Here is a 23686-nt window from a genome sequence, read left to right as displayed (position 1 = left end):
CCGGCTGCGGTTCGGGTTCCGCGGCCGCGGTCGGCGACAGCCCGCCCAGCGTCGCGCACATCCATCCCGCCGCGGCCACCGCTGTGAGTGCCCGCCACCACCGTCCCCGATCCGTCACAGCGCCGAACCTACCGCGAGCTACGTCACGGGTTTACGGATAGCCGCTAGAACGTCCGCGGCGTCAGATCGGCAGCCGCAGCACGAACCCGGTCTCCAGCGCGATCCACGGTGCCCCGTCCGGTCCGATCGCCAGCCCGTGCGGCTCGCTTCCGGGCGGCAGATCGATGGTGATCACCTCGCCGTCGCCGCTCACCCGGGCGATCTGGCTGGACCCCCACAGGCTCACCCACACCCCGTCGGCGGGGTCGGCGATCACGGCGTGCGGCTTGCCGGGCAGGTCGAGTTCCTCGATCGCCCCGTCCATCGGGATGCGGCCGAGTTTCTCGGCGAGGATCTCGGTGAACCACACCGCGTCGTCGTGGGTGGCGGCGATACCGACCGGACCTGCGCCGCTGGTCGGCAGCTCGCGCACCGTCAGATCACCCGCCGGTTCGAGCCGGCCGACGGCGTTGCCCTGGTTGAGGGTGAACCACAGCGCACCGTCCGGGCCGGCGGTGATCATCGCGGGGAAGCCGCCGAGCCCGGCCTCGCGGGTGACCCGGCCGTCGGTGGTGATGCGGCCGACCTCCCCCGACGTGGTGCCGGTGAACCACAGCGCACCGTCGGGGCCCGCGGTGATGCCGTACGGCCCACTGCCGTCGGCCACCGGGAAGGAGGTCTGCTCCCCCTCGGTGGTGATGCGGCCGATGCGGTCGTCGCCGGTGCGGGTGAACCACATCGCGCCGTCCGGGCCCGCGGTGATCAGCGACGGCCGCGAGCCGGGCGCCACCGGGTACACCGTCACGTCGTCGTCCGGCCTGCCGTCCCCGCCGATCCGGGCGACGGCGCCGCCGTGCACGAGCGTCACCCAGATCGCCCGGTCCGGACCCGCCGCCAGCGCGTACGGCCCGCCGTCGAGCGCGACCTTGAGGGCACTCACGCCAGCGTGACGAGGCCGAGCTCGTTGTCGGCGGCCAGCAGCGGATGGTGCGGCAGCACCCGAACCGTGTAGCCCACCGGGCCCGCGACGGGCAGCGGCGTGGTGGTGGAGAACACCTCGGTGCCGCCGTCGGCGGTGCCGGTGTGCGCCATCGCCACCGTGGCCGGGTCCTTCAGCGCGTCGCTCTCGTCGACGCGGCCGAGCACCGCCTCCACGGTGACCTCGTCGGGCCGCAACCCGGCCAGCTGGACGTTGGCGGTCAGCGTCAGCTCGGAGCCCAGCAGCGGCGTATCGGGCAGGCCGTAGCTGTCCACGTCGGTGATCTGGATCTTCGGCCACGCCTCTGCGGCCCGCCGCCGGTAGTCGGCCAGTTCCCCGGCCGCGCCGAAGGCCGTTCCGTTCACGGGCTCCACGGTCCTGCGCAGCGACCGGGCCGCGGGTGCGTAGTACTTCTCGGTGTAGTCGCGCACCATCCGCGACGCGAGCACCTTCGGTCCCAGCGCCTGCAGGGTGTGCCGGACCATCTCCACCCACCGGGTCGGCACACCGTGCTCGTCGCGGTCGTAGAACTTCGGCGTCACCGACTTCTCGAGTAGGTCGTAGAGGGCGGCGGCCTCGAGGTCGTCGCGGCGGGTCTCGTCGGCCAGCCCGTCGGCTGTCGGGATCTCCCAGCCGTTCTCGCCGTCGTACCACTCGTCCCACCACCCGTCGCGGATCGACAGGTTGAGTCCGCCGTTGAGTGCGCTCTTCATGCCGGACGTGCCGCACGCCTCGAGCGGCCGCAGCGGGTTGTTCAGCCAGACGTCGCAGCCCCAGTACAGCTGGCGTGCCATCGACATGTCGTAGTCGGGCAGGAACGCGATCCGGTGGCGCACCTCGGGCCGGTCGGCGAACTTCACGATCTGCTGGATCAGCGCCTTGCCGCCGTCGTCGGCGGGATGCGACTTACCTGCCACGATCAGCTGGATCGGCCGCTCGGTGTCGAGCAGCAGGCGCTCGAGCCGGTCGGAGTCGCGCAGCATCAACGTCAGCCGCTTGTAGGTCGGCACCCGGCGGGCGAACCCGATGGTGAGCGCATCAGGATCGAAAGCCGTTGCGATCCATCCGAGTTCGGCATCGGAGGCGCCGCGTTCCAGCCACGAGCGGCGCACCCGCGCCCGGACGTCCTCGACCAGGGCGCGGCGCAGCTTCGACCGGATCGACCACAGGTGGCCGGAGTCGACCTCCTGCAACCGCTGCCAGGTGTCGGGCTCGCGCAGCGAGTCCAGGTTGTCCGCGCCGAGCATCTCCCGGCCCAGTTCGATCCACTCGGGCGCCGCCCACGTCGGCGCGTGCACGCCGTTGGTGATCGACCCGATCGGCACCTCGTTGGGGTCGAAGCCCGGCCACAGTTCGTTGAACATCTCGCGGCTGACCCGTCCGTGCAGCAGCGACACCCCGTTGGCACGCTGGGCCAGCCGCAGTCCCATGTGGGCCATGTTGAACTTCGCCGGGTCGTCCTCTTCCCCGAACGCGATCACCCGGTCCAGCGGCACCCCCGGCAGCAGCCGGGAGTCCGCACCCGATGGGGTGCCCGGCGCGCTACCGAAGTAGCGCTTGACCATCTCGACCGGGAACCGGTCGATGCCCGCGGGCACCGGCGTGTGGGTGGTGAACACGGTCGAGGACCGCACCACGGTGAGAGCGGTGTCGAAGTCCAGCCCGGCGTCGATCAACTCACGGATGCGTTCGACTCCGAGGAAGCCGGCGTGGCCCTCGTTCATGTGGAACACCTCCGGCGAGGGCAGGCCCTCCACCTCGGTGTACGCCCGGATCGCCCGCACCCCGCCGATGCCGGCGAGGATCTCCTGCTTGATGCGGTGCTCCTGGTCGCCGCCGTAGAGCCGGTCGGTCACACCGCGCAGGTCGTGGTCGTTCTCCGGGATGTCGGAATCCAGCAGCAGCAACGGGATCCGGCCCACCTGCGCGATCCACACCCTGGCCCGCAGCGGGTTGTCGTCGGGCAGGGCCAGCTCGACGAGCACCGGATCGCCCGCCGCGTCGGTCAGCAGCCGCAACGGCAGGCCCTGCGGATCCAGCGACGGATAGTTCTCGCGCTGCCACCCGTCGGCGGTCAGCGACTGCCGGAAGTAGCCCGACCGGTAGTACAGGCCGACCGCGATCAGCGGCAGGCCGAGGTCGGACGCCGACTTGAGGTGGTCGCCCGCGAGGATGCCGAGACCTCCGGAGTAGTTCGGCAGCACCTCGGCCACCCCGAACTCCATCGAGAAGTACGCGATGCCGTTGGGCAACGGGAACTCAGTCGCGCCGTCCGCCTGAACCTGCTGGTACCACAGCGGACGGGTCAGGTAGTCGTCCAGATCGGCGGCCAGCCCGTCGAGCCGGCGCAGGAAGGACTCGTCGACGGCGAGGGCGTCCAGACGTTTCGGGCTGACCCCGCCGAGCAGCGCGACCGGATCACAGCCGAGCCGGCGCCACAGGTCCGGGTCGATGGCCGCGAACAGGTCCTGTGTGGGCCTGTCCCAGGACCAGCGCAGGTTGATGGACAGGCGTTCCAGCGCCGACAACCGATCCGGTAGATGGGCGCGGACAGTGAACCTTCGCAGGGCTTTCACGTGGCTCAACCTTACTGACAAATCCGGGCGGCGCAGTGCGCTGCCCACATCCGATCCCTCTCGTTTGATTGGGCCGGACACTACGGTGGGTATAGGGCGCTCAGGGACTTCGCGGTGTCGGCATCAGACCACCGCGGCGTTCGTACGAGCTTTCTCGTACCTCGATCTCGAACATCCGCGGTCCCGGTGGCCGCGCCAGTGTGAGGAGCAGGTGGGTGGCCGGTCGTATCGGTATCGATGACGTCGCGCCCGTCGTGTCAAACGGCAGGTATCCGGCCAAGGCGGTCGTCGGCGAGGTGGTTCCGGTCCGGGCCACGGTGTGGCGCGAGGGCCATGACGCGGTGGCGGCGACCCTGGTGGTGCGCTATCACGGCACCGGCTACCCCGACCTCGCCGAGGCGCCGGCGGTCCGGGTCAGCCCGAGCGAACCCGTGCCGATCCAGGAGGTCGTCAACCCGCAGGCGAAGGTGCGGCCGCAGGCGCTGCCGATGGCGCCCGGGCGCACACCCGACGTGTTCCACGGGCAGTTCGTGCCCGACCGGGTGGGGTTGTGGACATACCGGGTGGACGGTTGGGGTGACCCGATCGCGACGTGGCGAAAAGCGGTCACCGCCAAGCTCGACGCCGGCCAGAGCGAGGCCGAGCTGAACAACGATCTGCTGGTCGGCGCCAAGCTGTTGGACCGCGCGGCCACGGGTGTACCGCGCCAACATCGGTACCCGCTGGCCGAGGCGGCCGCCCAGCTGCGCGAGCCGGGTGATCCGTTCACCCGTGCGGGCGCAGCCCTCGCCCCGGACCTGATGGAGATGCTCGCGGAGTATCCGCTGCGCGAATTGGTCACCCGCGGTGAGCAATACGGCGTGTGGGTGGACCGGCCACTGGCCCGGTTCAGCTCGTGGTACGAGTTGTTCCCGCGGTCCACCGGCGGCTGGGACAATCAGGGCCATCCGGTGCACGGGACGTTCGCCACCGCCACCAAGGCACTTCCCCGGGTAGCCAGGATGGGCTTCGACATCGTCTACCTGCCGCCCATCCACCCGATCGGCAAGGTGCACCGCAAGGGCCGCAACAACAGCGTGACGGCGGCCCCCGATGACGTGGGCTCGCCGTGGGCGATCGGCAGCGACGAGGGCGGCCACGACGCCGTGCATCCGGACCTCGGCACGATCGAGGACTTCGACGGGTTCGTCGCCGCCGCGCGCGACGAGGGCCTCGAGGTGGCACTCGACCTCGCCCTGCAGTGCGCCCCCGACCACCCCTGGGCGCGCGACCACCCCGAGTGGTTCACCGTGCTGCCCGACGGGACCATTGCGTACGCGGAGAACCCGCCGAAGAAGTACCAGGACATCTATCCGCTGAACTTCGACAACGACCCGGCCGGGTTGTACGAGGAAGTGCTGCGGGTGGTGCGGTACTGGGTGTCGCACGGCGTCAAGGTGTTCCGCGTCGACAACCCGCACACCAAGCCGCCGAACTTCTGGGCCTGGCTGATCGGCGAGGTCAAGCGCGAGGATCCGGACGTGCTTTTCCTGGCCGAGGCGTTCACCCGGCCGGCGCGGCTGCTCGGCCTGGCCAAGCTGGGCTTCACGCAGTCCTACACGTACTTCACCTGGCGCACCGCGAAGTGGGAGCTCACCGAGTTCGGCCAGCAGATCGCCGAGCACGCCGACTACTGCAGGCAGAGCCTGTGGGTGAACACCCCCGACATCCTGCACGAGAGCCTGCAGCACGGCGGGCCCGGCATGTTCGCCATCCGCGCGGTGCTGGCGGCGACAATGAGCTCCACCTGGGGCGTCTATTCGGGCTTCGAGCTGTTCGAACACCGGGCGGTCCGCGAGGGCAGCGAGGAGTACCTGAATTCGGAGAAGTACGAGCTGCGGCCCCGCGACTTCGACGCGGCCATGGCCGACGGCGAGTCGCTGGAGCCGTTCATCACCCGGCTCAACGAGATCCGCCGGGTGCATCCGGCGCTGCACGAGCTGCGCACCATCGCGTTCCACTACCCGGACAACGACGCGGTCATGGCCTACAGCAAGTTCGACCCGGTCACCGGTGACCAGGTGCTGGTGGTGATCACGCTCAACCCGTTCGGGCCCGAGGAGGCCACCGTGTGGTTGGACATGGCCGCATTGGGAATGCAACCTTACGACCGCTTCTGGGTGCGCGACGAGATCAGCGGCGAGGAATACCAGTGGGGTCAGTCGAACTACGTGCGCCTCGACCCCGCCAAGGCGGTGGCACACGTGTTCAACATGCCCCAGATACCGGCCGAACAACGACTCAACCTGCTTCGTAGGGAGTGATCGACACCATGGCTAAGGCCCCCGACCTGACCAACGAGGTCACCAGTCCGCATCTGCGGCCACACACCGCCGACCTGAACCGCCTGCTGTCCGGCGAACACCACGACCCGCACTCGGTGCTCGGCGCGCACGAGTACGACGACCACACGGTGCTGCGTGCCTACCGGCCGCACGCCCTCGAGGTGGTCGCGGTCGTCGGCGGCGACCGGCACGTGTTCTCCCACATCGAGAGCGGCCTGTTCGCGGTGGCGCTGCCCTTCACCGGGCTCGTCGACTACCGGCTCGAGGTGAGCTACGACCACGGCGGCGAGACGCCGCACGTGCACCGCACCGCCGACGCCTACCGGTTCCTGCCGACCCTCGGCGAGGTGGACCTACACCTGTTCTCCGAGGGCCGCCACGAGCGACTGTGGGAGGTGCTCGGGGCGCATCCGCGCAGCTTCACCACCGCCGACGGCGTGGTCGAGGGCGTGTCGTTCGCGGTGTGGGCGCCGAATGCCAAGGGCGTCAGCGTGATCGGTGACTTCAATCACTGGAGCGGCACCGAGGCGCAGATGCGGGTGCTGGGTTCCACCGGCGTGTGGGAACTGTTCTGGCCCGACTTCCCCGCCGACGGGCTGTACAAGTTCCGGGTGCACGGCGCCGACGGCGTGGTGACCGAGCGGGCCGACCCGATGGCCTTCGCCACCGAGGTGCCGCCGCAGCGGGCGTCGCGTGTCACGCAGAGCCACTACACGTGGGCCGACGACGACTGGATGACCCGGCGCGCGCTGCGCAATCCGGTGTTCGAGCCGATGAGCACCTACGAGGTGCACCTCGGCTCGTGGCGGCCCGGCCTGAGCTACACCGAACTCGCCGAGCAGCTCACGCAGTACGTCGTCGAACAGGGCTTCACCCACGTCGAGATGCTGCCCGTCGCCGAGCATCCGTTCGGCGGCTCCTGGGGTTACCAGGTGACGTCGTACTACGCGCCGTCCTCGCGGTTCGGCAGCCCCGACGAATTCCGGCACCTCGTCGACTCGCTGCACCAGGCCGGCATCGGCGTGCTCGTGGACTGGGTGCCCGCGCACTTCCCGAAAGACGCCTGGGCGCTCGGCCGGTTCGACGGCACCGCGCTCTACGAACACGCCGATCCGCGTCGTGGTGAGCAGTTGGACTGGGGCACCTACGTTTTCGACTTCGGCCGGTCCGAGGTTCGCAACTTCCTGGTGGCCAACGCGCTGTACTGGCTGCAGGAGTACCACGTCGACGGGCTGCGGGTGGACGCGGTGGCGTCGATGCTCTACCTGGACTACTCGCGCCCCGAAGGTGGCTGGACGCCCAACATCTACGGCGGCCGGGAGAACCTCGAGGCGGTGCAGTTCCTGCAGGAGATGAACGCCACGGTGCACAAGGTCGCCCCCGGCATCGTCACGATCGCCGAGGAGTCCACGTCATGGCCCGGCGTCACCCGGCCGACGAACCTCGGCGGCCTCGGCTTCTCGATGAAGTGGAACATGGGCTGGATGAACGACACGCTGGCGTTCATCAGCCGCGACCCGATCCACCGCAGCTTCCACCACCACGAGATCACCTTCTCGATGATCTACGCGTTCAGCGAGAACTTCGTCCTGCCGATCAGCCACGACGAGGTCGTGCACGGCAAGGGCACGCTGTGGGGCCGGATGCCCGGCGACGACCACGCCAAGGCGGCGGGGATCCGCGGCCTGCTGGCCTACCAGTGGGCGCATCCGGGTAAGCAGTTGCTGTTCATGGGCCAGGAGTTCGGTCAGCGTGCCGAATGGTCCGAGGAACGCGGCGTGGACTGGTGGCAGCTCGACGAGCAGGGCTTCTCCGACGGGATCCTGCGGATGATGCGCGACATGAACGGCATCTACGGCAGCCGCCGGGCACTGTGGTCGCGCGACACCACGCCGGAGGGCTACTCCTGGATCGACGCCAACGACTCGGCGAACAACGTCCTGAGCTTCCTGCGCTACGGCGACGACGGCTCGGTGATGGCGTGCGTGTTCAACTTCTCCGGATCCGAGCACTCGCGGTACCGCCTCGGGCTGCCGCACACGGGGACCTGGCGCGAGGTGCTCAACACCGACGCCGACGTCTACCACGGTTCGGGCATCGGCAACTTCGGCGCGGTCGAGGCCACCGACGATCCCTGGCACGGCCGGCCGGCGTCCGCGATGATGGTGCTGCCGCCGCTGGCCGCGCTGTGGTTCGAGTACGAGCAACCCGGCCTCGAGCGCGGAGACGCTCAGTAGAGCGCGTTGGCCAGCTTGCGGCGGCCGGCGATCACCTCGGGGTCGGCGGCGTCGAACAGGTCGAACAGTTCGATCAGCCGCGTGCGGACCTTCGTGCGGTCGTCGCCGGCGGTGCGCTTGACCAGGGCGATCAGCCGGTCGAATGCGGGCTCGACCTGCTGCTGCATGATCTGCACGTCGGCAGCGGCGAACGCGGCGTCGATGTCGTCGGGGGCGGCGTCGGCCGCCGTCACCGCGTCGGGATCGTGAGCGGTGGCGCGCTGCAGGAACACGATCTGGCGCACCGCGCCCTTGGCCTCCGGATGGTTCGGAGTGGCGTCCAGTATCGCCTGGTAGGCCGAGAGTGCGGCGTCGAAGTCACCGGCGTCGAGGTGCTCGCGAGCCTGCGCGACCGCGGGGTCGACCTGCTCGGGCTGTTCGGCATCGCCTGTGCCGGAGAGCTTCCCGGCGGTCGCCTCGAGCAGCGAGTCGATCCAGCCGCGTAACTGCTCCGCGGGCTGAGCGCCCTGGAAGCTCGAGATCGGCTGTCCGCCGGCGAGCGCGACAACGGTGGGCACCGCCTGCACACCGAACATCTGCGCCACCCGTGGTGTGGTGTCGACGTTCACCAGCGCCAGCGACCACTTGCCGCCGTCGTCGGCCGCGAGCGCCGTGAGGGCCTCGCCGAGCGCCACGCTGGCGTCGCTGCGCGGCGTCCAGAGCAGCACCACGACGGGCGCCTGGCTGGACCGGACCAGCACCTCGGCTTCGAGGTTGGCCTCGGTGACCTCGGTGACGTATGCGCCACCCTGACCACCGGGCGCGGTCGCTTCGGTGGGTGCGGCGGCGCGCTGCTTGAGCGCCGAAAGGTCAACCGCACCGGCCAGTGCGGGCCCGACGGAAGGTCGTGGACGAGTCACGCGACCAAGTCTGTCACGTTGTTTCCGGTGCCGTCCGGCCCGGTTGCGAGATCGGCGCCGACGCAGCCGCGGACGCGGCGGCGGGCCCCATCCGGCCGGTCCGGTCGGCCCATATGAGGAAGATCACAGTGGCCAGTGGCACGACGCTGGCCAGCAACGCCAGCAACCATGTCGTGACGCCCCACCGGAACGCCACACCGGCGGCCACCGCTGCCACGACGAACCCGATGAAGATGCCGCCGTGGATGGGCCCGAAGATCTTCACGCCGATCTCGGTGCTGGGGCTTCCGACGTACTTGAAGTACATCCCGACCAGCAGACCGACCCAGCTGACCGCCTCCAGCAGACCGACCAGGCGCAGCCACCCGGCCACCGAACGCAGATCGAAAGCACGTGTCATGGCCGCCATTGTGCCTGATCGGCGAGCCAGCTACTACGCCTCGTCGTAGCGCGGTGCCGCCCGGCGGTCGCGCAACCTCAGCGGCGCAGGATCAGGGCGTCGCCCTGCCCGCCCGCGCCGCACAACGCGGCCACCGCGTAGTTCCCGCCGGTGCGCTGGAGTTCGAGCGCCGCGTGCAGGGTGATGCGGGCGCCGGACATCCCGATCGGATGGCCGATCGCGATGGCCCCACCGTTGGTGTTGACCTTCTCCTGATCGACGCCGAGTTCCTTGGTGGAGGCCAGGGCGACCGCCGCGAAGGCCTCGTTCAGTTCGATCACGTCGAGCTGGTCGGCGGTGATGCCCTCCTTGGCGATCGCCTTCTTGACGGCGTTGGCGGGCTGGCTCTGCAGCGTGGAGTCGGGTCCGGCGACCACGCCGTGGGCGCCGATCTCGGCGAGCCAGCTCAATCCCAGTTCCTCGGCCTTGGCCTTGTTCATCACGACGACGGCACAGGCGCCGTCGGAGATCTGCGACGCCGATCCCGCGGTGATGGTGCCGTCCTTGCGGAACGCCGGCTTGAGCCCGGCCAGCGACTCTGCGGTGGTGTTGGCCCGGATGCCCTCGTCCTCGGTGAACTCGATCGGATCGCCCTTGCGCTGCGGGATCGACACCGGCACCACCTCGTCGGCGTACACCCCGTCCTTCCACGCCGCGGCCGCCCGCTGATGGGACTGCGCCGCGTACTCGTCCTGCTCGGCGCGCGTGAACTGGTCGACGTCGTTGCGCTGCTCGGTGAGCGCGCCCATCGGCTGGTCGGTGAACACGTCGTGCAGGCCGTCGTAGGCCATGTGGTCGACCGCGGTGACGTCGCCGTACTTGTATCCGGCCCGGCTGTTCACCAGGAGGTGCGGCGCCTGGCTCATCGACTCCTGGCCGCCGGCCACCACCACGTCGAACTCCCCTGCGCGGATCAGCTGGTCGGCCAGGGCGATCGCGTCGATGCCCGAGAGGCACATCTTGTTGATGGTCAGGGCAGGCACGTCCCAGGGGATGCCTGCGGCCACTGCGGCCTGACGGGCGGGCATCTGCCCGGCACCCGCGGTCAGCACCTGGCCCATGATCACGTACTCGACGGCCGACGGGGCGACGCCCGACTTCTCGAGCGCGGCCTTGATGGCGACGGCCCCCAGATCGCTGCCCGAGAAGTCTTTCAGCGAACCCATCAGCCTGCCTACCGGTGTGCGGGCTCCAGCAACGATCACCGACGTCGTCATACCAACCTCCATCACGGTTTAGAGCGGCTCCGACGAGGCTATCCACTAGACCGTCAGTATCGAAACCGAGGCCCTTAGGTTACCTTTGCGTTATGACCGCCGATCAAGTTGACGCCCGTCCAGTCCTCGCCACGGCCCTGGTCACGGCTATCGACCACGTGGGCATCGCAGTGCCGGATCTCGACGCCGCGATCAAGTGGTATCACGATCATCTCGGCATGATCGTGCTGCACGAAGAGGTCAACGAGGAGCAGGGCATCCGCGAGGCGATGCTGTCGGTGCGCGGCGCTCCCAAGGGCAGCTCCCAGGTCCAGCTGATGGCGGCACTCGACGAGACGTCGACCATCGCGAAGTTCATCGACAAGCGCGGTCCCGGCCTGCAGCAGTTCGCCTACCGCGTCAGCGACATCGACGCGCTCACCGAGCGCCTGCGCGAGCAGGGCATCCGGTTGCTCTACGACGTGCCGCGTCGGGGTACCTCGAACTCGCGGATCAACTTCATCCACCCCAAGGACGGCGGCGGAGTGCTGATCGAACTCGTCGAGCCCGCGGCGGACACCGAGCACTGACGCCGGTCACGACCAGCGTCGCGTCGGGCCCCGGTGGGCCCGGTTCGCCCAGCACGGCGTGTGCCAGTGCCTGCGGTCATCGACCGCCGACTCCCCCGCGTCCGCCGGCCACACCACCAGATGCGCTGTCCCGACTCTGATCTCGTGATCACAGCCGGGGCACCGGTAGACCTTGGTGGCGCGTGACCCGGCGATCGGCCGCACCTCGTAGTCGAAGCCGTCCGGTCCCGTCTCGACCCGCCGCGTGGCGAGGGACGGTGGCAGCGGGCGCGGCCGCCTCGGCGGAGTCCGGCGCCTGGGCATGCCGCCGAGTCTACGGGCTCAGAACAGCCGGTACTCGTCGCTGTCCATCCCGCGCATCTGATCGTAATCCAGTGTGACGCAGCGAATCCCGCGATCAACGGCGAGAGTACGGGCCTGCGGCTTGATCTGCTGGGCGGCGAACACCCCACTGACGGGCGCCAGCAGTGAGTCCCGGTTGAGCAGATCCAGGTAGCGGGTGAGCTGCTCGACACCGTCGATCTCGCCGCGCCGTTTGATCTCGACGGCGACCGAGCGTCCGGTCTCGTCGCGGCACAGCAGGTCGACCGGGCCGATGGCGGTCATGTACTCGCGGCGCACGAGGGTGTACCCGACACCGAGCAGTTCGACGTGTTCGGCCAGCAGCTTCTGCAGGTGCGCCTCGACCCCGTCCTTGACCAGCCCCGGGTCGATGCCGAGGTCGTGACTGGAGTCGTGCTCCACCGCCTCGACGGTGATGCGCAGTTGCTCGCCCGCCTTGTTCTCCACCACCCACACCGGCAGCGGCCCGTCGGTGTCCTCGACGAGTCGGCACGGCGGGCTCATCCAGTTCAGCGGCTTGTAGGCCCGGTCGTCGGCGTGCACGCTCACCGACCCGTCGGCCTTGACCAGCAGCAGCCGGCGAGCTGACGGCAGATGGGCGGTGAGGCGGCCGACGTAGTCGACGGTGCACTGGGCGATCACGAGTCGCACGTCGACAACCTTAGGGTCTCGGGCGGCTGCGAATTACTCTGACATCACGATGACCACCAAGACGAGCGTGCCACAGCGGCTGGGCAAGGTGTTGGAGGCGGTCACCCGTCAGAGCGGTCGGCTCGCCGGCACGCCGGACTACGGCTCCTGGCTGCTCGGCAAGCCCTCGGAGAGCCAGCACCGCAGGCGTATCCGCATCCAGGTCATCCTGACGTTCTTCCTGCTGTTCACCAACATCCTCGGCATCGGGGTGTCACTGCTGCTCAATGCCGTCGCCATCCCGGTTCCCAGCGTCTTCACCGACGCACCGGCCTGGCTGACCTGGGGTGTCGTCCCGGCGTACATGCTGGTTGCGCTGCTGCTCGGCACCGCGTGGATCACCTCGCGCACCGTGGGTTCGCTGCGGTGGTCGATCGAGGAGCGTCGACCCACCAAGACCGACCAGCAGAACGTCTTCGCCGCTCCATGGCGGGTGGCCAAGAAGCTCCTTCTGCTCTGGGGCGTCGGCACCGCCCTGTTCACGCTGTTGTACGGCCTGCAGAACTCCGCCTTCATCCCCCGCTTCCTGTTCGCGGTGGGCTTCCCCGGCATCGTGGTGGCCACCGCCTGCTACATGATCACCGAGTTCGCCCTGCGGCCGGTCGCCGCCGAGGCGCTCGAGGCGGGCCGACCACCGCGGCGGCTGGCGCACGGGGTGATGGGCCGGACGATGACCGTCTGGTTGCTCGGCTCGGGCGTGCCCGTGCTGGGCATCCTGCTGCTCGCGGTGTTCTCGGTCTCGCTGCAGAATCTCAGTGCGACCCAGTTCGCCGTGGCCGTGATGATCATCGCGGTGGTCGCCCTGTTGTTCGGGATGATCCTGATGTGGTTGTTGGCCTGGCTCATCGCGACACCCGTGCGCGTCGTGCGATCCGCGCTCAAGCATGTCGAGGAGGGTGACCTCGACTGCGAACTGGTCGTCTTCGACGGCACCGAACTCGGTGAGCTGCAGCGCGGCTTCAACTCGATGGTGCACGGGCTGCGCGAACGCGAACGCGTGCGCGACCTGTTCGGCAGGCACGTCGGGCGCGAGGTGGCGCTGGCAGCCGAGCAGCAGAAGATCAAGCTCGGCGGTGAGGAACGCCATGCCGCAGTCGTTTTCGTCGACATCATCGGCTCGACGCAACTGGTCACCGCTCGGCCGGCCGTCGAGGTGGTGGAACTGCTCAACCGGTTCTTCGCGGTGATCGTCGAAGAGGTGGACCGGCATCACGGTTTCGTCAACAAATTCGAGGGCGACGCGGCGCTCGCGGTGTTCGGCGTCCCGGTCGCGCTCGAGAACGCCGAGGACGAGGCCCTGGCGGCCGCGCGCGCCATCGCCCGGCGGCTGTGTGACGAGGTGCCGGAATGCCAGGCCGGCATCGGCGTGGCGGCCGGCGAGGTGGTGGCGGGCAACGTCGGCGCCAGGGAACGCTTCGAGTACACCGTGATCGGCGAACCGGTCAACGAGGCCGCGCGGTTGTGTGAGCTCGCGAAGGACACCGACGCCCGGCTGGTGGCGTCGGCGGATGCGGTGTCCAACGCCACCGACGACGAGCGGGAGCACTGGTCACTGGGTGACACGGTGACGCTGCGGGGCCACGACGAGCCCACCCGGCTGGCCCTGCCCGTCTGATCCGTCACACCGTCCCGCAGGTTAGTGATACTGCGCGTAACGCTTACTACACTCAGTGGCATGACCACCGAGGGCCTGCTGCAGATCGAGGACTGCCTGGACGCCGACGGCGGCATCGTGCTGCCGCCCGGGGTGAACCTGATCTCGCTGATCGAACGCAACATCACAAGCGTCGGCGACGAGGTCGCATACCGCTACCTCGATCACACCGGCGCGGCCGACGGTCACGCCGTGGAGCTGACGTGGTCGCAGCTCGGCCACCGGCTGCGGGCGATCGGCGCGACCCTGCAGCGCATCGCCGCGCGCGGTGACCGGGTGGCGGTGCTGGCCCCGCAGGGCCTCGATTACATCGCCGGCTTCTTTGCCGCCGTCAAGGCGGGGATGATCGCCGTGCCGTTGTTCGCCCCGGAGCTCCAGGGTCACGCCGAGCGCCTCGACGTCGCCATGCGCGACGCGCGACCGTCGGCGGTGCTCACCACCGCCTCCGCCGCCGAAGGGGTCCGCGACTATCTGGCGCAGCGCGACTTCGGGCGGGCGGTGGAGATCGTGGTCGTCGACGAGGTGCCCGACTCCGCCGGCGCCGCCTTCAGCCCGGTCACGCTCGACGTCGACGACGTGTCGCACCTGCAGTACAGCTCCGGATCGACGCGGTCACCCGTCGGCATCGAGATCACCCACCGCAACGTCGGCACCAACCTGCTGCAGATGATCCTGTCCATCGACCTGCTGGACCGCAACACCCACGGGGTCAGCTGGTTACCGCTGTATCACGACATGGGACTGTCGATGATCGGCTTCCCGGCCGTGTACGGCGGCCATTCGACGCTGCTGTCCCCCACCGCCTTCATCCGCAGGCCGCAGCGGTGGATCCGGGCACTGTCGGACGGTTCGCGGCGCGGCCGGGTCGTCACCGCCGCCCACAACATCGCCTACGAGTTCACCGCGCAGCGCGGCCTGCCCGACGCCGGCGAGGACATCGACCTGAGCAACGTCGTGATGATCATCGGCTCCGAGCCGGTGAGCATCGAGGCGATCCGCGCCTTCGAGGCGGCCTTCGCGCCGTACGGGCTACCGCCGCAGGCGATCAAGCCGTCGTACGGCATCGCCGAGGCGACGCTGTTCGTGTCGACCATCGCACCGTCGGCGCGTGCGGAGGTGGTGCACTTCGACCGCAAGCTGATGGCCGAGGGCAGGGCGGTGCGGACCACAGCGAACGCAGGGGCCGACGCCGACGGAACCGTTCCGCAGGTGTCCTGCGGCCAGGTGGCGCGCAGCCAGTGGGCGCTGATCGCCGATCCCGAAACGGGCGCCGAGCTGGCCGACGGGCACATCGGCGAGATCTGGCTGCGCGGCGACAACATCGCCCGGCGCTACTGGCGGCGCCCAGAGGAATCGAGCCACGCCTTCGACGCCGCGCTCGCGTCACGGCTCGAATCCGGAAGCCATGCCGACGGCGTCCCAGCCGGGGCCGGATGGTTGCGCACCGGGGACCTGGGGGTGCACCTCGACGGGGAGTTGTACGTCACCGGCCGGCTGGCCGACCTGATCGTCATCGACGGCAGGCAGCACTACCCGCAGGACATCGAACACACCGCCGCAGAGGCGTCCCCCATGGTGCGCCGGGGTTACGCCGCGGCGTTCGGCACGCCCGGTGACCGGCTGGTGATCGTCGCCGAACGCGCGTCGGGCACGCGACGTGCCGACCCTGCGCCGCAGATCACCGCGATCGGCGACGCGGTCGCGCGCCGCCACGGAGTGACCGTCGCCGACGTCCGCTTCGCGCAGGCCGGCGTCATCCCCCGCACCACGAGCGGAAAGCTGGCCCGCCGCGCCTGCCGCAGCGAGTACCTCTCGGGTGGCTTCACGACCAGGTCCACCGCCTGAGCGCGAGTGCCCGTACCGTGCGCCGAATTTGGTGCGCCGAACCCTTCACCGGATGTCCTAGCGTGAACTGACAGACGAGAAGGGCGGCCGATGACCGAGACACCTGTGCTGACACGACGCCCGTTCCCGGGCATCAGCTCACGCGCCTGGGAACACCCCGCCGACCGCATCGCGCTCACCGCGTTGCGCCGGCTCAAGGGTTTCGACCAGATCCTGAAGGTGTTGTCCGGCATGCTTCGTGAGCGCCAGCACCGGCTGCTGTACCTGGCCAGCGCCGCCCGCGTCGGTCCGCGCCAGTTCGCCGACCTCGACGCGCTGCTCGAGGACTGCGTCGCCGTGCTCGACGCGCCCGTCGAACCGGAACTCTTCGTGCTGCAGTCACCGACGGCGAACGCCTACACGATCGGCATGGACCAACCCTTCATCGTGATCACCTCCGGGATGTACGACCTGATGAGCACCGAGGAGATGCGCTTCATCATCGGACACGAACTCGGCCACGCACTCAGCGGGCACGCCGTGTACCGCACCATGCTCATGCACCTGATGCGGCTGGCATCGTCGTTCGGGTTCATCCCGATCGGCGGCTGGGCACTGCGGGCGATCGTGGCGGCACTCATGGAATGGCAACGCAAATCGGAGTTGTCGGGCGACCGGGCCGGCCTGCTGTGCAGCCAGGACTTCGATGCCGCGATCCGGGTCCAGCTGAAGCTGGCCGGCGGCGGCCGGCTCGACAAGATGGACTCGCAGGCGTTCCTCGCCCAGGCCCGCGAGTACGACCGCACCGGTGACATGCGCGACGGCCTGCTCAAGCTGCTCAACCTGGAGTTGCGGACCCATCCCTTCTCGGTGCTGCGGGCGGCCGCGTTGACCCAGTGGGTGGACTCCGGCGGCTACGGCGCAGTGCTCGGCGGCGACTACCCGCGGCGCGTCGAGGACGAGTCCGCCTCGTGGAGTGACGATGTCGGTGCGGCCGCGCGCACCTATCGGGACGGGTTCGACCAGTCCGAGGACCCGCTGGTCCGTGGCCTGCGGGATGGAGTGTCCGGCGTCGTCGACGGGGTCGGACGGGTCGCCACCAACGCCGCTGATTCGTTCGGCCGCAAGGTGGCCGGCTGGCGACGGGCGAACGGCGGGCCTCCCGAGAGCTAGCCGCGAGCGACATCTGCCCGTCGGCTGGCAATTTCCCGGCGTCTCCTGGCCTCGCGGTCCCTTTCCCGGCGTTCAGCGAACCTCGACCATGGCAGCCATGCGTGCACAGATCGTGTTGTTCGACGGCTTCGACCCCCTCGACGTCATCGCGCCCTACGAGGTGCTGGTGGCCGGAAGTGACTATGCCGGAGGTGATCTCGACGTCGTGCTGGTGTCCGCCGAGGGGCCGCGGCCGGTGGTCAGCGGTTCGCGCGGCCTGACGTTGCAGGCCACCGCCCAGCTCGATCCGGCCAAGCCCGGCTTCGTGATCGTGCCCGGCGCGTCCGGCCCGCTGGAAGGCGATCCCGACGAGGGCGCCGAGACGATCCCGGTCCTGCTCGCCCGGTTCGGCGAGACCGAAGCGGTGCCGTTGATGCGCCGGGCGATGCAGAATCCCGACATCACCGTGGCGACGGTCTGCGGCGGGTCGCTCGCACTTGCCATGGCCGGCCTGATCGACGGTCGCCATGCCAACACCCACCACCTCGGTGTCGATGTGCTCGAGGCCACCGGTGCGGTACCGGTGCATGCCCGCGTGGTCGACGACGGTGACCTCGTCACCGCCGGCGGGGTGACCTCCGGTCTTGACCTGGCGCTGCACCTGCTCGGCCGCAGTTACGGTCCCCGCATCCCGCTGGCCGTCGAGCAGATGTTCGCCTACGAGCGCCGCGGCACGGTGTGGACCGACACCGGGCGCAAACCGAAGGCCGTCTGAGCATGGACATCGTGGGCGACTGGGACGTCACCATCAAGACGCCGGTGGGATCGCTGCAGATCGTGTACAGCTTCGCCGACCGGGACGGCGTGATCACCGGCAGCGCCGCAGGCAGGCACGAGACCGTGGAGGTGACCGACATCGTCGTCGCCGACGACGGCCGGCAGGTCAGCTGGCGGCAGACGGTGACCAGACCGATGCGACTCAACCTCGCCTTCGACGTGCTCGTCGACGGCGACCGGTTCACCGGACATTCGCGGGCGGGTCGGTTACCACGGTCGGCGGTGTCGGGCGTGCGCCGCCGCTGAGACTTTCGCGGCGATCGTGAACGGCCGGCTGTCGCCGCGCGGTCGGCGTTAGTGTGCAGACATGGACGCGCTGGAGCCGGCCCGCGGCGCGGTCGTGGGACGCGGTATCGCTGCGTTCCTGCTGGCGGACGTGTCCAGCCTGGCCGACGACATGCTCATGTACCTGGTCGAGCGGATACCGGAAGTCGGCGGGGATGCCGAGCTCCGCGGCTTGACCCTGGGCTCGTGCTCGTCGAATCTCGAAGCGGCGCTGTCGATGTTCCGTCATGGCATCGACGTGGCGGCCGCGGAAGCGCCGGTGACGGCGCTGGAACATGCGCGAGCCATGGCATCACGGGGGCACAGCGTGGATGTGATGTTGCGGTTCTACCGGTTGGGCCATGAGTACTTCACCGAAAAGCTCGCCGACTCGCTTCCCGACACGATCGACGACCCCGCTGCTGCGCTGAGGACCTTCGCCGATCTCGAGCGGTTCGCGTTCGGGTACATCGACCGCATCTCCAGCCTGGTGGCCGCCGAGTACGTCGCCGAGCTCGACCGGCGCCAGAATCAGGTGAGAGCCGAGCGCGCGGATGTCGTGCGGGCGCTGCTCGCCGGAGAACGTGTCGACAGTGCTCGGGCCGAACGCGTTCTGGGTCACCGGCTCACCGGTCGGCAGATCGGTTTCGTGTGCTGGGTCGAGGACCGCGGCGTCGACCTCGAGGGGCTCGCCAGGCAGGTCGGCCGGTCACTCGGATCGGCACACACGCTCGTCGTGGCGGACGGCCCGCTCGGAGTGTGGGGATGGGTGTCGGTCACCGGCAGCGCGAGAACGCCGGCGGCAGGCGTGGCGGAGGATTCACCAGGCGGAGGTGCGAGAGTTCACATCGCGGTGGGCTCGCCCCACCCAGGCGCTGCCGGATTTCGCACTTCCCATCTCGAGGCCCTGCGCACTCGCAGAGTCGTCGAGCTGTCGGGGCGCGCGGCACCGTCGATCACGGAGTTCGGCGAAGTCGCACTGGTGGACGCCATCTCGCGCGACCTGGACGCGGCCAGGGCCTTCGTCGCCGCTCAGCTCGGCGATCTCGCACGAGACGGCGCCAAGGAGCGCGGCGAGCGCGCCGCGCTCCTGGCGGTTCTCGACGCGCAGGGAAGTCTGGTGACCGCGGCAGGCAGGCTCGGGATCCACCGGAACACGGTCCTGCAACGGGTGCGTCGCGCCGAGGAGCGCAGGGGCCGGCCGGCGACGGCCGAGATCGCCGAGTTGCACACCGCTCTGCTCGTCTGTGACGTGCTGGGGGCCTCTGTGCTTCGCGAATCGTCGCCGCACTGATCGCGCTCGAGCGCGACGAGGATGTGCTCGCAGCACACCGGAGAGGGCTGTGAGGGCCTTGTTGCCCGATGCCCACGGTTTGTAGCTTTCGAGGCATCTCATCCCAAGCGCGGAGGACTCCGATGATGCCCACGGCTCAACACCCCCGAACCCCGGCGGCGGCCTCGCAGCACGCCTTGCCGAATCCGGGCGAGCAGGTTCCGACCCTGTCCTGGCCGATCGTCGGCATCTTCACCTTCGCGATTGCGCTCTTCGGCGCGTCGACCTGGGCTGCCCTCGCCGACGCCCTGCCCGCAATCGCGACCATCGCGGCGAGCGCCGTGGCGATCTTCGTGCTGTTCACCGTGCTGCACGACGCCTCGCATTACTCGATCAGCTCGCACCGCTGGGTCAACGTCGTGTTCGGCCGGGTGGCGATGTTCTTCGTCTCGCCGCTGATCTCTTTCAAGTCGTTCGCGTTCATCCACATCGAGCATCACCGCAACACCAACGACGGCGCGTCCGATCCCGACCACTTCGTCAGCGCCGCGCCCTGGTGGCAGCTGCCCATCCGCTTCCCGGCGATGGACCTGCCTTACATCGGCTTCCTGGTACGCAACCTGCGCAGGCGGCCGCGCGCCGAGATCGTCGAAACCGTTGCCCTGATGGTCTTCTCGGTGACGGTGATCGTGGCGGCCGCCTACGGCGGGCAGCTCTGGACGCTCGCGGTGATCTACCTGATTCCCGAGCGGGTGGCGATCTTCGTGCTGGCGTGGTGGTTCGACTGGCTACCCCACCACGACCTGGAAGAGACCCAACGCGAGAACCGCTACCGCGCGACGCGCAATCGCGTCGGCTCGGAGTGGATCCTGACACCCCTGCTCCTGTCACAGAACTATCACCTGGTCCACCACCTGCACCCCTCCATCCCGTTCTACCGCTACGTGGCTGCCTGGCGCCGCAACGAGGCTGCGTACCTCGAGCGAGATTCGGCGATCAGCACCGTGTTCGGGCAGCAGCTCGACTCCGCGCAGTATCACGAGTGGAAACGCCTCAACGGCAAATTGGCTGCGCTGCTCCCGGTCCGGATGCCGCAATCCTCTGCGGCACGCCACGCCGGCACGCACCCGATCGCTGTCAGATGCGTCGAGCCGCTGACGCCAGACAGCGTCGAAGTCACCTTCGACGTGCCAGAGCACCTGCGCGACCAGTTCCGGTTCCAGGCGGGCCAACACCTGACCGTCAGGCATCGCATCGCCGGAGAAGAGGTGCGACGGAACTACTCGATCTGCACCTCGGCCGCCTCGGACGAATTGGCGATCGGTGTGCGGCTGATCGAGGGTGGGAGGTTCTCGACATTCGCGGTCGAATCGCTGCGCGCCGGTGATGTTCTGGAACTGATGACGCCAACGGGGAGCTTCGGCGCACCCCTCGATCCGCTTGCTCGGCGGGAGAATGTCGCGGTCGCGGCGGGCAGCGGCATCACACCGATCCTGTCGATCGTGCGCACCACGATGGAAATCGAGACCGAGAGTCGCTTCACCCTCTTCTACGGCAACCGAACCGCCGAATCGACCATGTTCGCCGCCGAACTCGATGAGCTGGAGGCCCGATACGCCGACCGGTTGCGCGTCTTCCACGTCCGCTCGGTCGATGCGCACCACCCCGCTTCGCTTCGCGGCCGCATCGACCTCGCGTTGGTTCGACGACTGTTGGCGGGCGACGTCATGTCGATCGACCGGTGGTACCTGTGCGGCCCTGGCGATCTCGTCACGACGATGCGTGATGATCTCGCGTCGGAGGGGGTGCCGACGGAGCGGACACACCTGGAGTTGTTCCGTGGCTCAGACCGGCGTCCACACCGCGACGACCATGCCGACTCCGAGGTGACCATCACGCTGTCCGGCGAGGATCACACCGTCGGACTCGCCGCGGGGGAAACCGTGCTCGAGTCCGCGCTGAAGAACGACATCGAAGCGCCGTATGCGTGTCTTGGCGGTGCGTGTGGCACATGCAAGGCCAGGGTGACGATGGGAGCGGTGTCGATGGAGCAGAATTTCGCACTCAGCACCGCCGAGATCAAGGCCGGCTTCGTCCTGACATGTCAGTCCCGTCCCACCACGCCGACGGTCGCAGTCGACTACGACGGCTGAGGGGCGTGTCAACGAGGTCCGGCTCGCCACGACCATGTCGGTTTTCCGCCAGTGATGTCAGAGGCGACGTGTAAGAGTCGAGGTGTGCACGAGGATTTCGAGCGGTGCCTGAGGGCGGTGCAGTCGAAGGACGCCCGCTTCGACGGCTGGTTCGTCACCGCCGTGCTCACCACCGGGATCTACTGCCGGCCGAGCTGCCCGGTGCGTCCGCCGTTCGCCCGCAACATGCGCTTCTACCCCACCGCGGCCGCGGCGCAGGCCGCCGGCTTCCGCGCGTGCAAGCGTTGCCGCCCGGACGCCTCACCGGGGTCACCGGAGTGGAACATCCGCGGCGACGTGGTGGCCCGGGCGATGCGGCTGATCGCCGACGGCACCGTCGACCGCGACGGGGTCACCGGCCTGGCCGCACGACTCGGCTACACCACCCGTCAGCTGCAACGCATCCTGCAGGCAGAGGTCGGCGCCAACCCGCTGGCCCTTGCCAGGGCGCAGCGCACCCAGACCGCGCGCGTCCTGATCGAGACCACGGACCTGCCGTTCAGCGACGTCGCCTTCGCCGCCGGGTTCGCCAGCATCCGACAGTTCAACGACACCGTCCGCGCCGTCTGCGACCTCACGCCCACGGCGCTGCGACTGCGGGCGAGCGCACGATTCGGCCGGACGCCGGCAGCCCCCGGTGCGATGTCCCTGCGGCTACCGGTGCGCACCCCGTTCGCCTTCGAAGGACTGTTCGGGCATCTGGCGGCGAGCGCGATCCCGGGGGTCGAGGAGGTGCGCAACGGCGCCTACCGCCGCACCCTGCGGTTGCCGTCGGGCTGCGGGATCGTATCGCTCACACCGCATCCCGACCACGTCCGGTGCGAGCTCATACTCGACGACCTGCGCGACCTGGCCACGGCGATCGCCCGCTGCCGTCGACTGCTCGACCTCGATGCCGATCCCGAAGCGGTGATCGATTCGCTGAGCGCCGACGAGCGGCTCCGTGCCCTCGTGGCGAAGGCGCCGGGACAACGCATCCCCCGCACGGTAGACGAGGCGGAGTTGGCCATCCGGGTGGTGCTCGGTCAGCAGGTCTCGGTGAAGGCCGCCGGTACGCACGCCGGCCGTATCGTCGCCCGGCACGGCAGGACGGTAGAAGACCCGGGCGGCGGCCTGACCCACGTATTCCCCGGCGTCGATGACCTGGCTGATCTCGACCCGGCACACATGGCGTTCCCGACGGCGCGACGGCGGTCGCTGCTCGGCATGGTCAACGCCCTCGCCGAGGGCATCGTCACGCTCGACGCGGGTTGCGACTGGGTCCGTGCCCGCGAGGCACTGCTCGCCCTCCCGGGGATCGGGCCGTGGACCGCCGAGGTGATCGCGATGCGCGGCCTCGGCGATCCCGACGCCTTCCCCGCCAGCGACCTCGGCGTCCGTCTGGCGGCCGAGAAGCTGGGTCTGCCCGGCGATCCGAAGCCCCTCATCGAATACAGCAGCCGCTGGCGGCCGTGGCGGGCATACGCCACCCAGCACCTGTGGACGTCACTCGACCACGCCGTGAACCAGTGGCCCCCGAAGGAGAAGGCATCATGACCGTGCGGTTCCGCACCGTGGACAGCCCCGTCGGCCTGCTGACCCTGGCCGGCGTCGACGGACGACTCCGGCATCTGCGGATGGTCGACCAGACCTATGAACCCGACAGAAACGGCTGGGAACCCGACGACGAAGCCTTTCCCGATGCGGTCGGCCAGCTCGAGGCGTACTTCGCCGGGGATCGCATCGACTTCGACCTCGATCTCGACCTGGTCGGGACCGCGTTTCAGCGGCGTGTGTGGGAATCGTTGTTGACCATTCCGTACGGGGAAACCAGGACCTACGGCGAGATCGCGCGAGAGATCGGCTCTCCGGGCGCATTCCGGGCGGTCGGCCTGGCTAATGGACACAATCCGGTCGGCATCATCGTGCCCTGTCACCGTGTCATCGGCTCGAATGGCAGCCTCACCGGATATGGTGGCGGACTCGCCAAGAAAAGGGCATTGCTCGACTTGGAAAAGCGTCGCGCCGTGCCGGCATTGTTCGAATAACTCTGCCATTATTGCGCAATTGCCGAACAGCTGATTCGGTATCCAGAAATACAAATGCCCCGGCCCTCCGATCGAAATCGGAGGGCCGGGGA

Annotated in this window: 19 protein-coding genes; 12 read left to right on the top strand and 7 right to left on the bottom strand. The window is 69.1% G+C overall.

Annotation, left to right across the window (positions count from 1 at the left end; all coding sequences use genetic code 11):
* Positions 1-181 precede the first annotated feature (181 nt).
* Positions 182-1039: a Vgb family protein gene (locus Q2100_RS14195; RefSeq protein WP_302914587.1), complete on the bottom strand. Its 858-nt coding sequence runs from the start codon at positions 1037-1039 to the stop codon at positions 182-184.
* Positions 1036-3654: a glycosyltransferase family 1 protein gene (locus Q2100_RS14190; protein ID WP_302914586.1), complete on the bottom strand. Its 2619-nt coding sequence runs from the start codon at positions 3652-3654 to the stop codon at positions 1036-1038. The genes Q2100_RS14195 and Q2100_RS14190 overlap by 4 nt, the downstream gene beginning before the upstream one ends.
* A gap of 215 nt (positions 3655-3869) precedes the next feature.
* Between Q2100_RS14190 and Q2100_RS14185 the strand changes: the two genes are divergently transcribed.
* Positions 3870-5957 carry an alpha-1,4-glucan--maltose-1-phosphate maltosyltransferase gene (locus tag Q2100_RS14185; protein ID WP_302914585.1) on the top strand — a complete coding sequence of 696 codons (2088 nt, stop codon included), beginning with the start codon at positions 3870-3872 and terminating at the stop codon, positions 5955-5957.
* A gap of 8 nt (positions 5958-5965) precedes the next feature.
* A complete protein-coding gene (gene glgB / locus Q2100_RS14180) occupies positions 5966-8215 on the top strand; it encodes a 1,4-alpha-glucan branching protein GlgB (RefSeq protein ID WP_302914584.1) in 2250 nt (749 codons plus the stop codon).
* Here the strand turns inward: glgB and Q2100_RS14175 are convergent.
* The 3 genes from Q2100_RS14175 to Q2100_RS14165 all read right to left on the bottom strand — a co-directional run bounded on the left by Q2100_RS14175 (position 8209) and on the right by Q2100_RS14165 (position 10770).
* Entirely contained in the window at positions 8209-9114 is a 906-nt protein-coding gene (locus Q2100_RS14175) for a tetratricopeptide repeat protein (protein ID WP_302914583.1), read from the bottom strand. The two genes, glgB and Q2100_RS14175, sit on opposite strands and share 7 nt — an antisense overlap.
* Positions 9115-9127: 13 nt before the next feature.
* Complete coding sequence (locus tag Q2100_RS14170) at positions 9128-9523, bottom strand: DUF3817 domain-containing protein (protein ID WP_264013353.1); 396 nt, start codon at positions 9521-9523, stop codon at positions 9128-9130.
* A gap of 68 nt (positions 9524-9591) precedes the next feature.
* Positions 9592-10770 (bottom strand): acetyl-CoA C-acetyltransferase, encoded by a 1179-nt coding sequence (locus Q2100_RS14165; RefSeq protein ID WP_302914582.1) that lies wholly within the window; start codon positions 10768-10770, stop codon positions 9592-9594.
* Positions 10771-10862: 92 nt separating this feature from the next.
* Here Q2100_RS14165 and mce point away from each other — a divergent pair, with 92 nt between their 5' ends.
* On the top strand, positions 10863-11339 hold the full coding sequence (mce, locus tag Q2100_RS14160) for a methylmalonyl-CoA epimerase (RefSeq protein ID WP_264013355.1): 477 nt from the start codon (positions 10863-10865) through the stop codon (positions 11337-11339).
* Positions 11340-11345: 6 nt separating this feature from the next.
* Here mce and Q2100_RS14155 read toward each other — a convergent pair whose 3' ends face one another.
* Positions 11346-11642, bottom strand: coding sequence for an Rv1322 family protein (locus Q2100_RS14155; protein WP_302914581.1), 297 nt, complete (start codon positions 11640-11642; stop codon positions 11346-11348).
* An 18-nt stretch (positions 11643-11660) separates the two neighbouring features.
* A complete protein-coding gene (gene nucS, locus Q2100_RS14150) occupies positions 11661-12332 on the bottom strand; it encodes an endonuclease NucS (protein ID WP_264013357.1) in 672 nt (223 codons plus the stop codon).
* Between the two features lie 49 nt (positions 12333-12381).
* On the opposite strand from nucS, the gene Q2100_RS14145 reads away from it, so the two are divergent.
* The 9 genes from Q2100_RS14145 (at position 12382) to Q2100_RS14105 (ending at position 23594) form a co-directional block, all read left to right on the top strand.
* The gene (locus Q2100_RS14145) at positions 12382-13986 is read left to right on the top strand and encodes an adenylate/guanylate cyclase domain-containing protein (RefSeq protein WP_302914580.1); all 1605 of its coding nucleotides are present in this window, start codon (positions 12382-12384) and stop codon (positions 13984-13986) included.
* Positions 13987-14046: 60 nt separating this feature from the next.
* Positions 14047-15870: a fatty acyl-AMP ligase gene (locus tag Q2100_RS14140; protein ID WP_302914579.1), complete on the top strand. Its 1824-nt coding sequence runs from the start codon at positions 14047-14049 to the stop codon at positions 15868-15870.
* A gap of 90 nt (positions 15871-15960) precedes the next feature.
* Positions 15961-17022 (top strand): M48 family metallopeptidase, encoded by a 1062-nt coding sequence (locus tag Q2100_RS14135; RefSeq protein ID WP_302914578.1) that lies wholly within the window; start codon positions 15961-15963, stop codon positions 17020-17022.
* Between the two features lie 97 nt (positions 17023-17119).
* Entirely contained in the window at positions 17120-17776 is a 657-nt protein-coding gene (locus Q2100_RS14130; protein WP_302914577.1) for a DJ-1/PfpI family protein, read from the top strand.
* A gap of 2 nt (positions 17777-17778) precedes the next feature.
* Positions 17779-18084, top strand: a complete 306-nt coding sequence (locus Q2100_RS14125; protein WP_264013362.1) for a hypothetical protein — start codon at positions 17779-17781, stop codon at positions 18082-18084.
* Between the two features lie 61 nt (positions 18085-18145).
* Complete coding sequence (locus tag Q2100_RS14120; RefSeq protein ID WP_302914576.1) at positions 18146-19396, top strand: PucR family transcriptional regulator; 1251 nt, start codon at positions 18146-18148, stop codon at positions 19394-19396.
* A gap of 122 nt (positions 19397-19518) precedes the next feature.
* Positions 19519-21528 carry a fatty acid desaturase gene (locus tag Q2100_RS14115; protein WP_302914575.1) on the top strand — a complete coding sequence of 670 codons (2010 nt, stop codon included), beginning with the start codon at positions 19519-19521 and terminating at the stop codon, positions 21526-21528.
* A gap of 84 nt (positions 21529-21612) precedes the next feature.
* Positions 21613-23103 (top strand): DNA-3-methyladenine glycosylase 2 family protein, encoded by a 1491-nt coding sequence (locus tag Q2100_RS14110; RefSeq protein ID WP_302914574.1) that lies wholly within the window; start codon positions 21613-21615, stop codon positions 23101-23103.
* On the top strand, positions 23100-23594 hold the full coding sequence (locus Q2100_RS14105) for a methylated-DNA--[protein]-cysteine S-methyltransferase (protein WP_302914573.1): 495 nt from the start codon (positions 23100-23102) through the stop codon (positions 23592-23594). The genes Q2100_RS14110 and Q2100_RS14105 overlap by 4 nt, the downstream gene beginning before the upstream one ends.
* Positions 23595-23686 lie beyond the last annotated feature (92 nt).

This window comes from Mycolicibacterium arseniciresistens, from assembly GCF_030519285.1.
Classification (GTDB): Bacteria; Actinomycetota; Actinomycetes; order Mycobacteriales; family Mycobacteriaceae; genus Mycobacterium; species Mycobacterium arseniciresistens.
The sequence above is the reverse complement of the archived record's forward strand: the minus strand, read 5'-3'. Positions and strand labels throughout refer to the sequence as shown.

Excerpts from the sequence above, each read along its gene's own strand:
- glgB (WP_302914584.1), top strand. The coding sequence starts at position 5,966 with ATGGCTAAGGCCCCCGACCTGACCAACGAGGTCACCAGTCCGCATCTG.
- Q2100_RS14170 (WP_264013353.1), bottom strand. The coding sequence starts at position 9,523 with ATGGCGGCCATGACACGTGCTTTCGATCTGCGTTCGGTGGCCGGGTGG.
- Q2100_RS14165 (WP_302914582.1), bottom strand. The coding sequence starts at position 10,770 with ATGACGACGTCGGTGATCGTTGCTGGAGCCCGCACACCGGTAGGCAGG.
- mce (WP_264013355.1), top strand. The coding sequence starts at position 10,863 with ATGACCGCCGATCAAGTTGACGCCCGTCCAGTCCTCGCCACGGCCCTG.
- Q2100_RS14155 (WP_302914581.1), bottom strand. The coding sequence starts at position 11,642 with ATGCCCAGGCGCCGGACTCCGCCGAGGCGGCCGCGCCCGCTGCCACCG.
- Q2100_RS14145 (WP_302914580.1), top strand. The coding sequence starts at position 12,382 with ATGACCACCAAGACGAGCGTGCCACAGCGGCTGGGCAAGGTGTTGGAG.
- Q2100_RS14140 (WP_302914579.1), top strand. The coding sequence starts at position 14,047 with ATGACCACCGAGGGCCTGCTGCAGATCGAGGACTGCCTGGACGCCGAC.
- Q2100_RS14135 (WP_302914578.1), top strand. The coding sequence starts at position 15,961 with ATGACCGAGACACCTGTGCTGACACGACGCCCGTTCCCGGGCATCAGC.
- Q2100_RS14130 (WP_302914577.1), top strand. The coding sequence starts at position 17,120 with ATGCGTGCACAGATCGTGTTGTTCGACGGCTTCGACCCCCTCGACGTC.
- Q2100_RS14125 (WP_264013362.1), top strand. The coding sequence starts at position 17,779 with ATGGACATCGTGGGCGACTGGGACGTCACCATCAAGACGCCGGTGGGA.
- Q2100_RS14120 (WP_302914576.1), top strand. The coding sequence starts at position 18,146 with ATGGACGCGCTGGAGCCGGCCCGCGGCGCGGTCGTGGGACGCGGTATC.
- Q2100_RS14115 (WP_302914575.1), top strand. The coding sequence starts at position 19,519 with ATGATGCCCACGGCTCAACACCCCCGAACCCCGGCGGCGGCCTCGCAG.
- Q2100_RS14105 (WP_302914573.1), top strand. The coding sequence starts at position 23,100 with ATGACCGTGCGGTTCCGCACCGTGGACAGCCCCGTCGGCCTGCTGACC.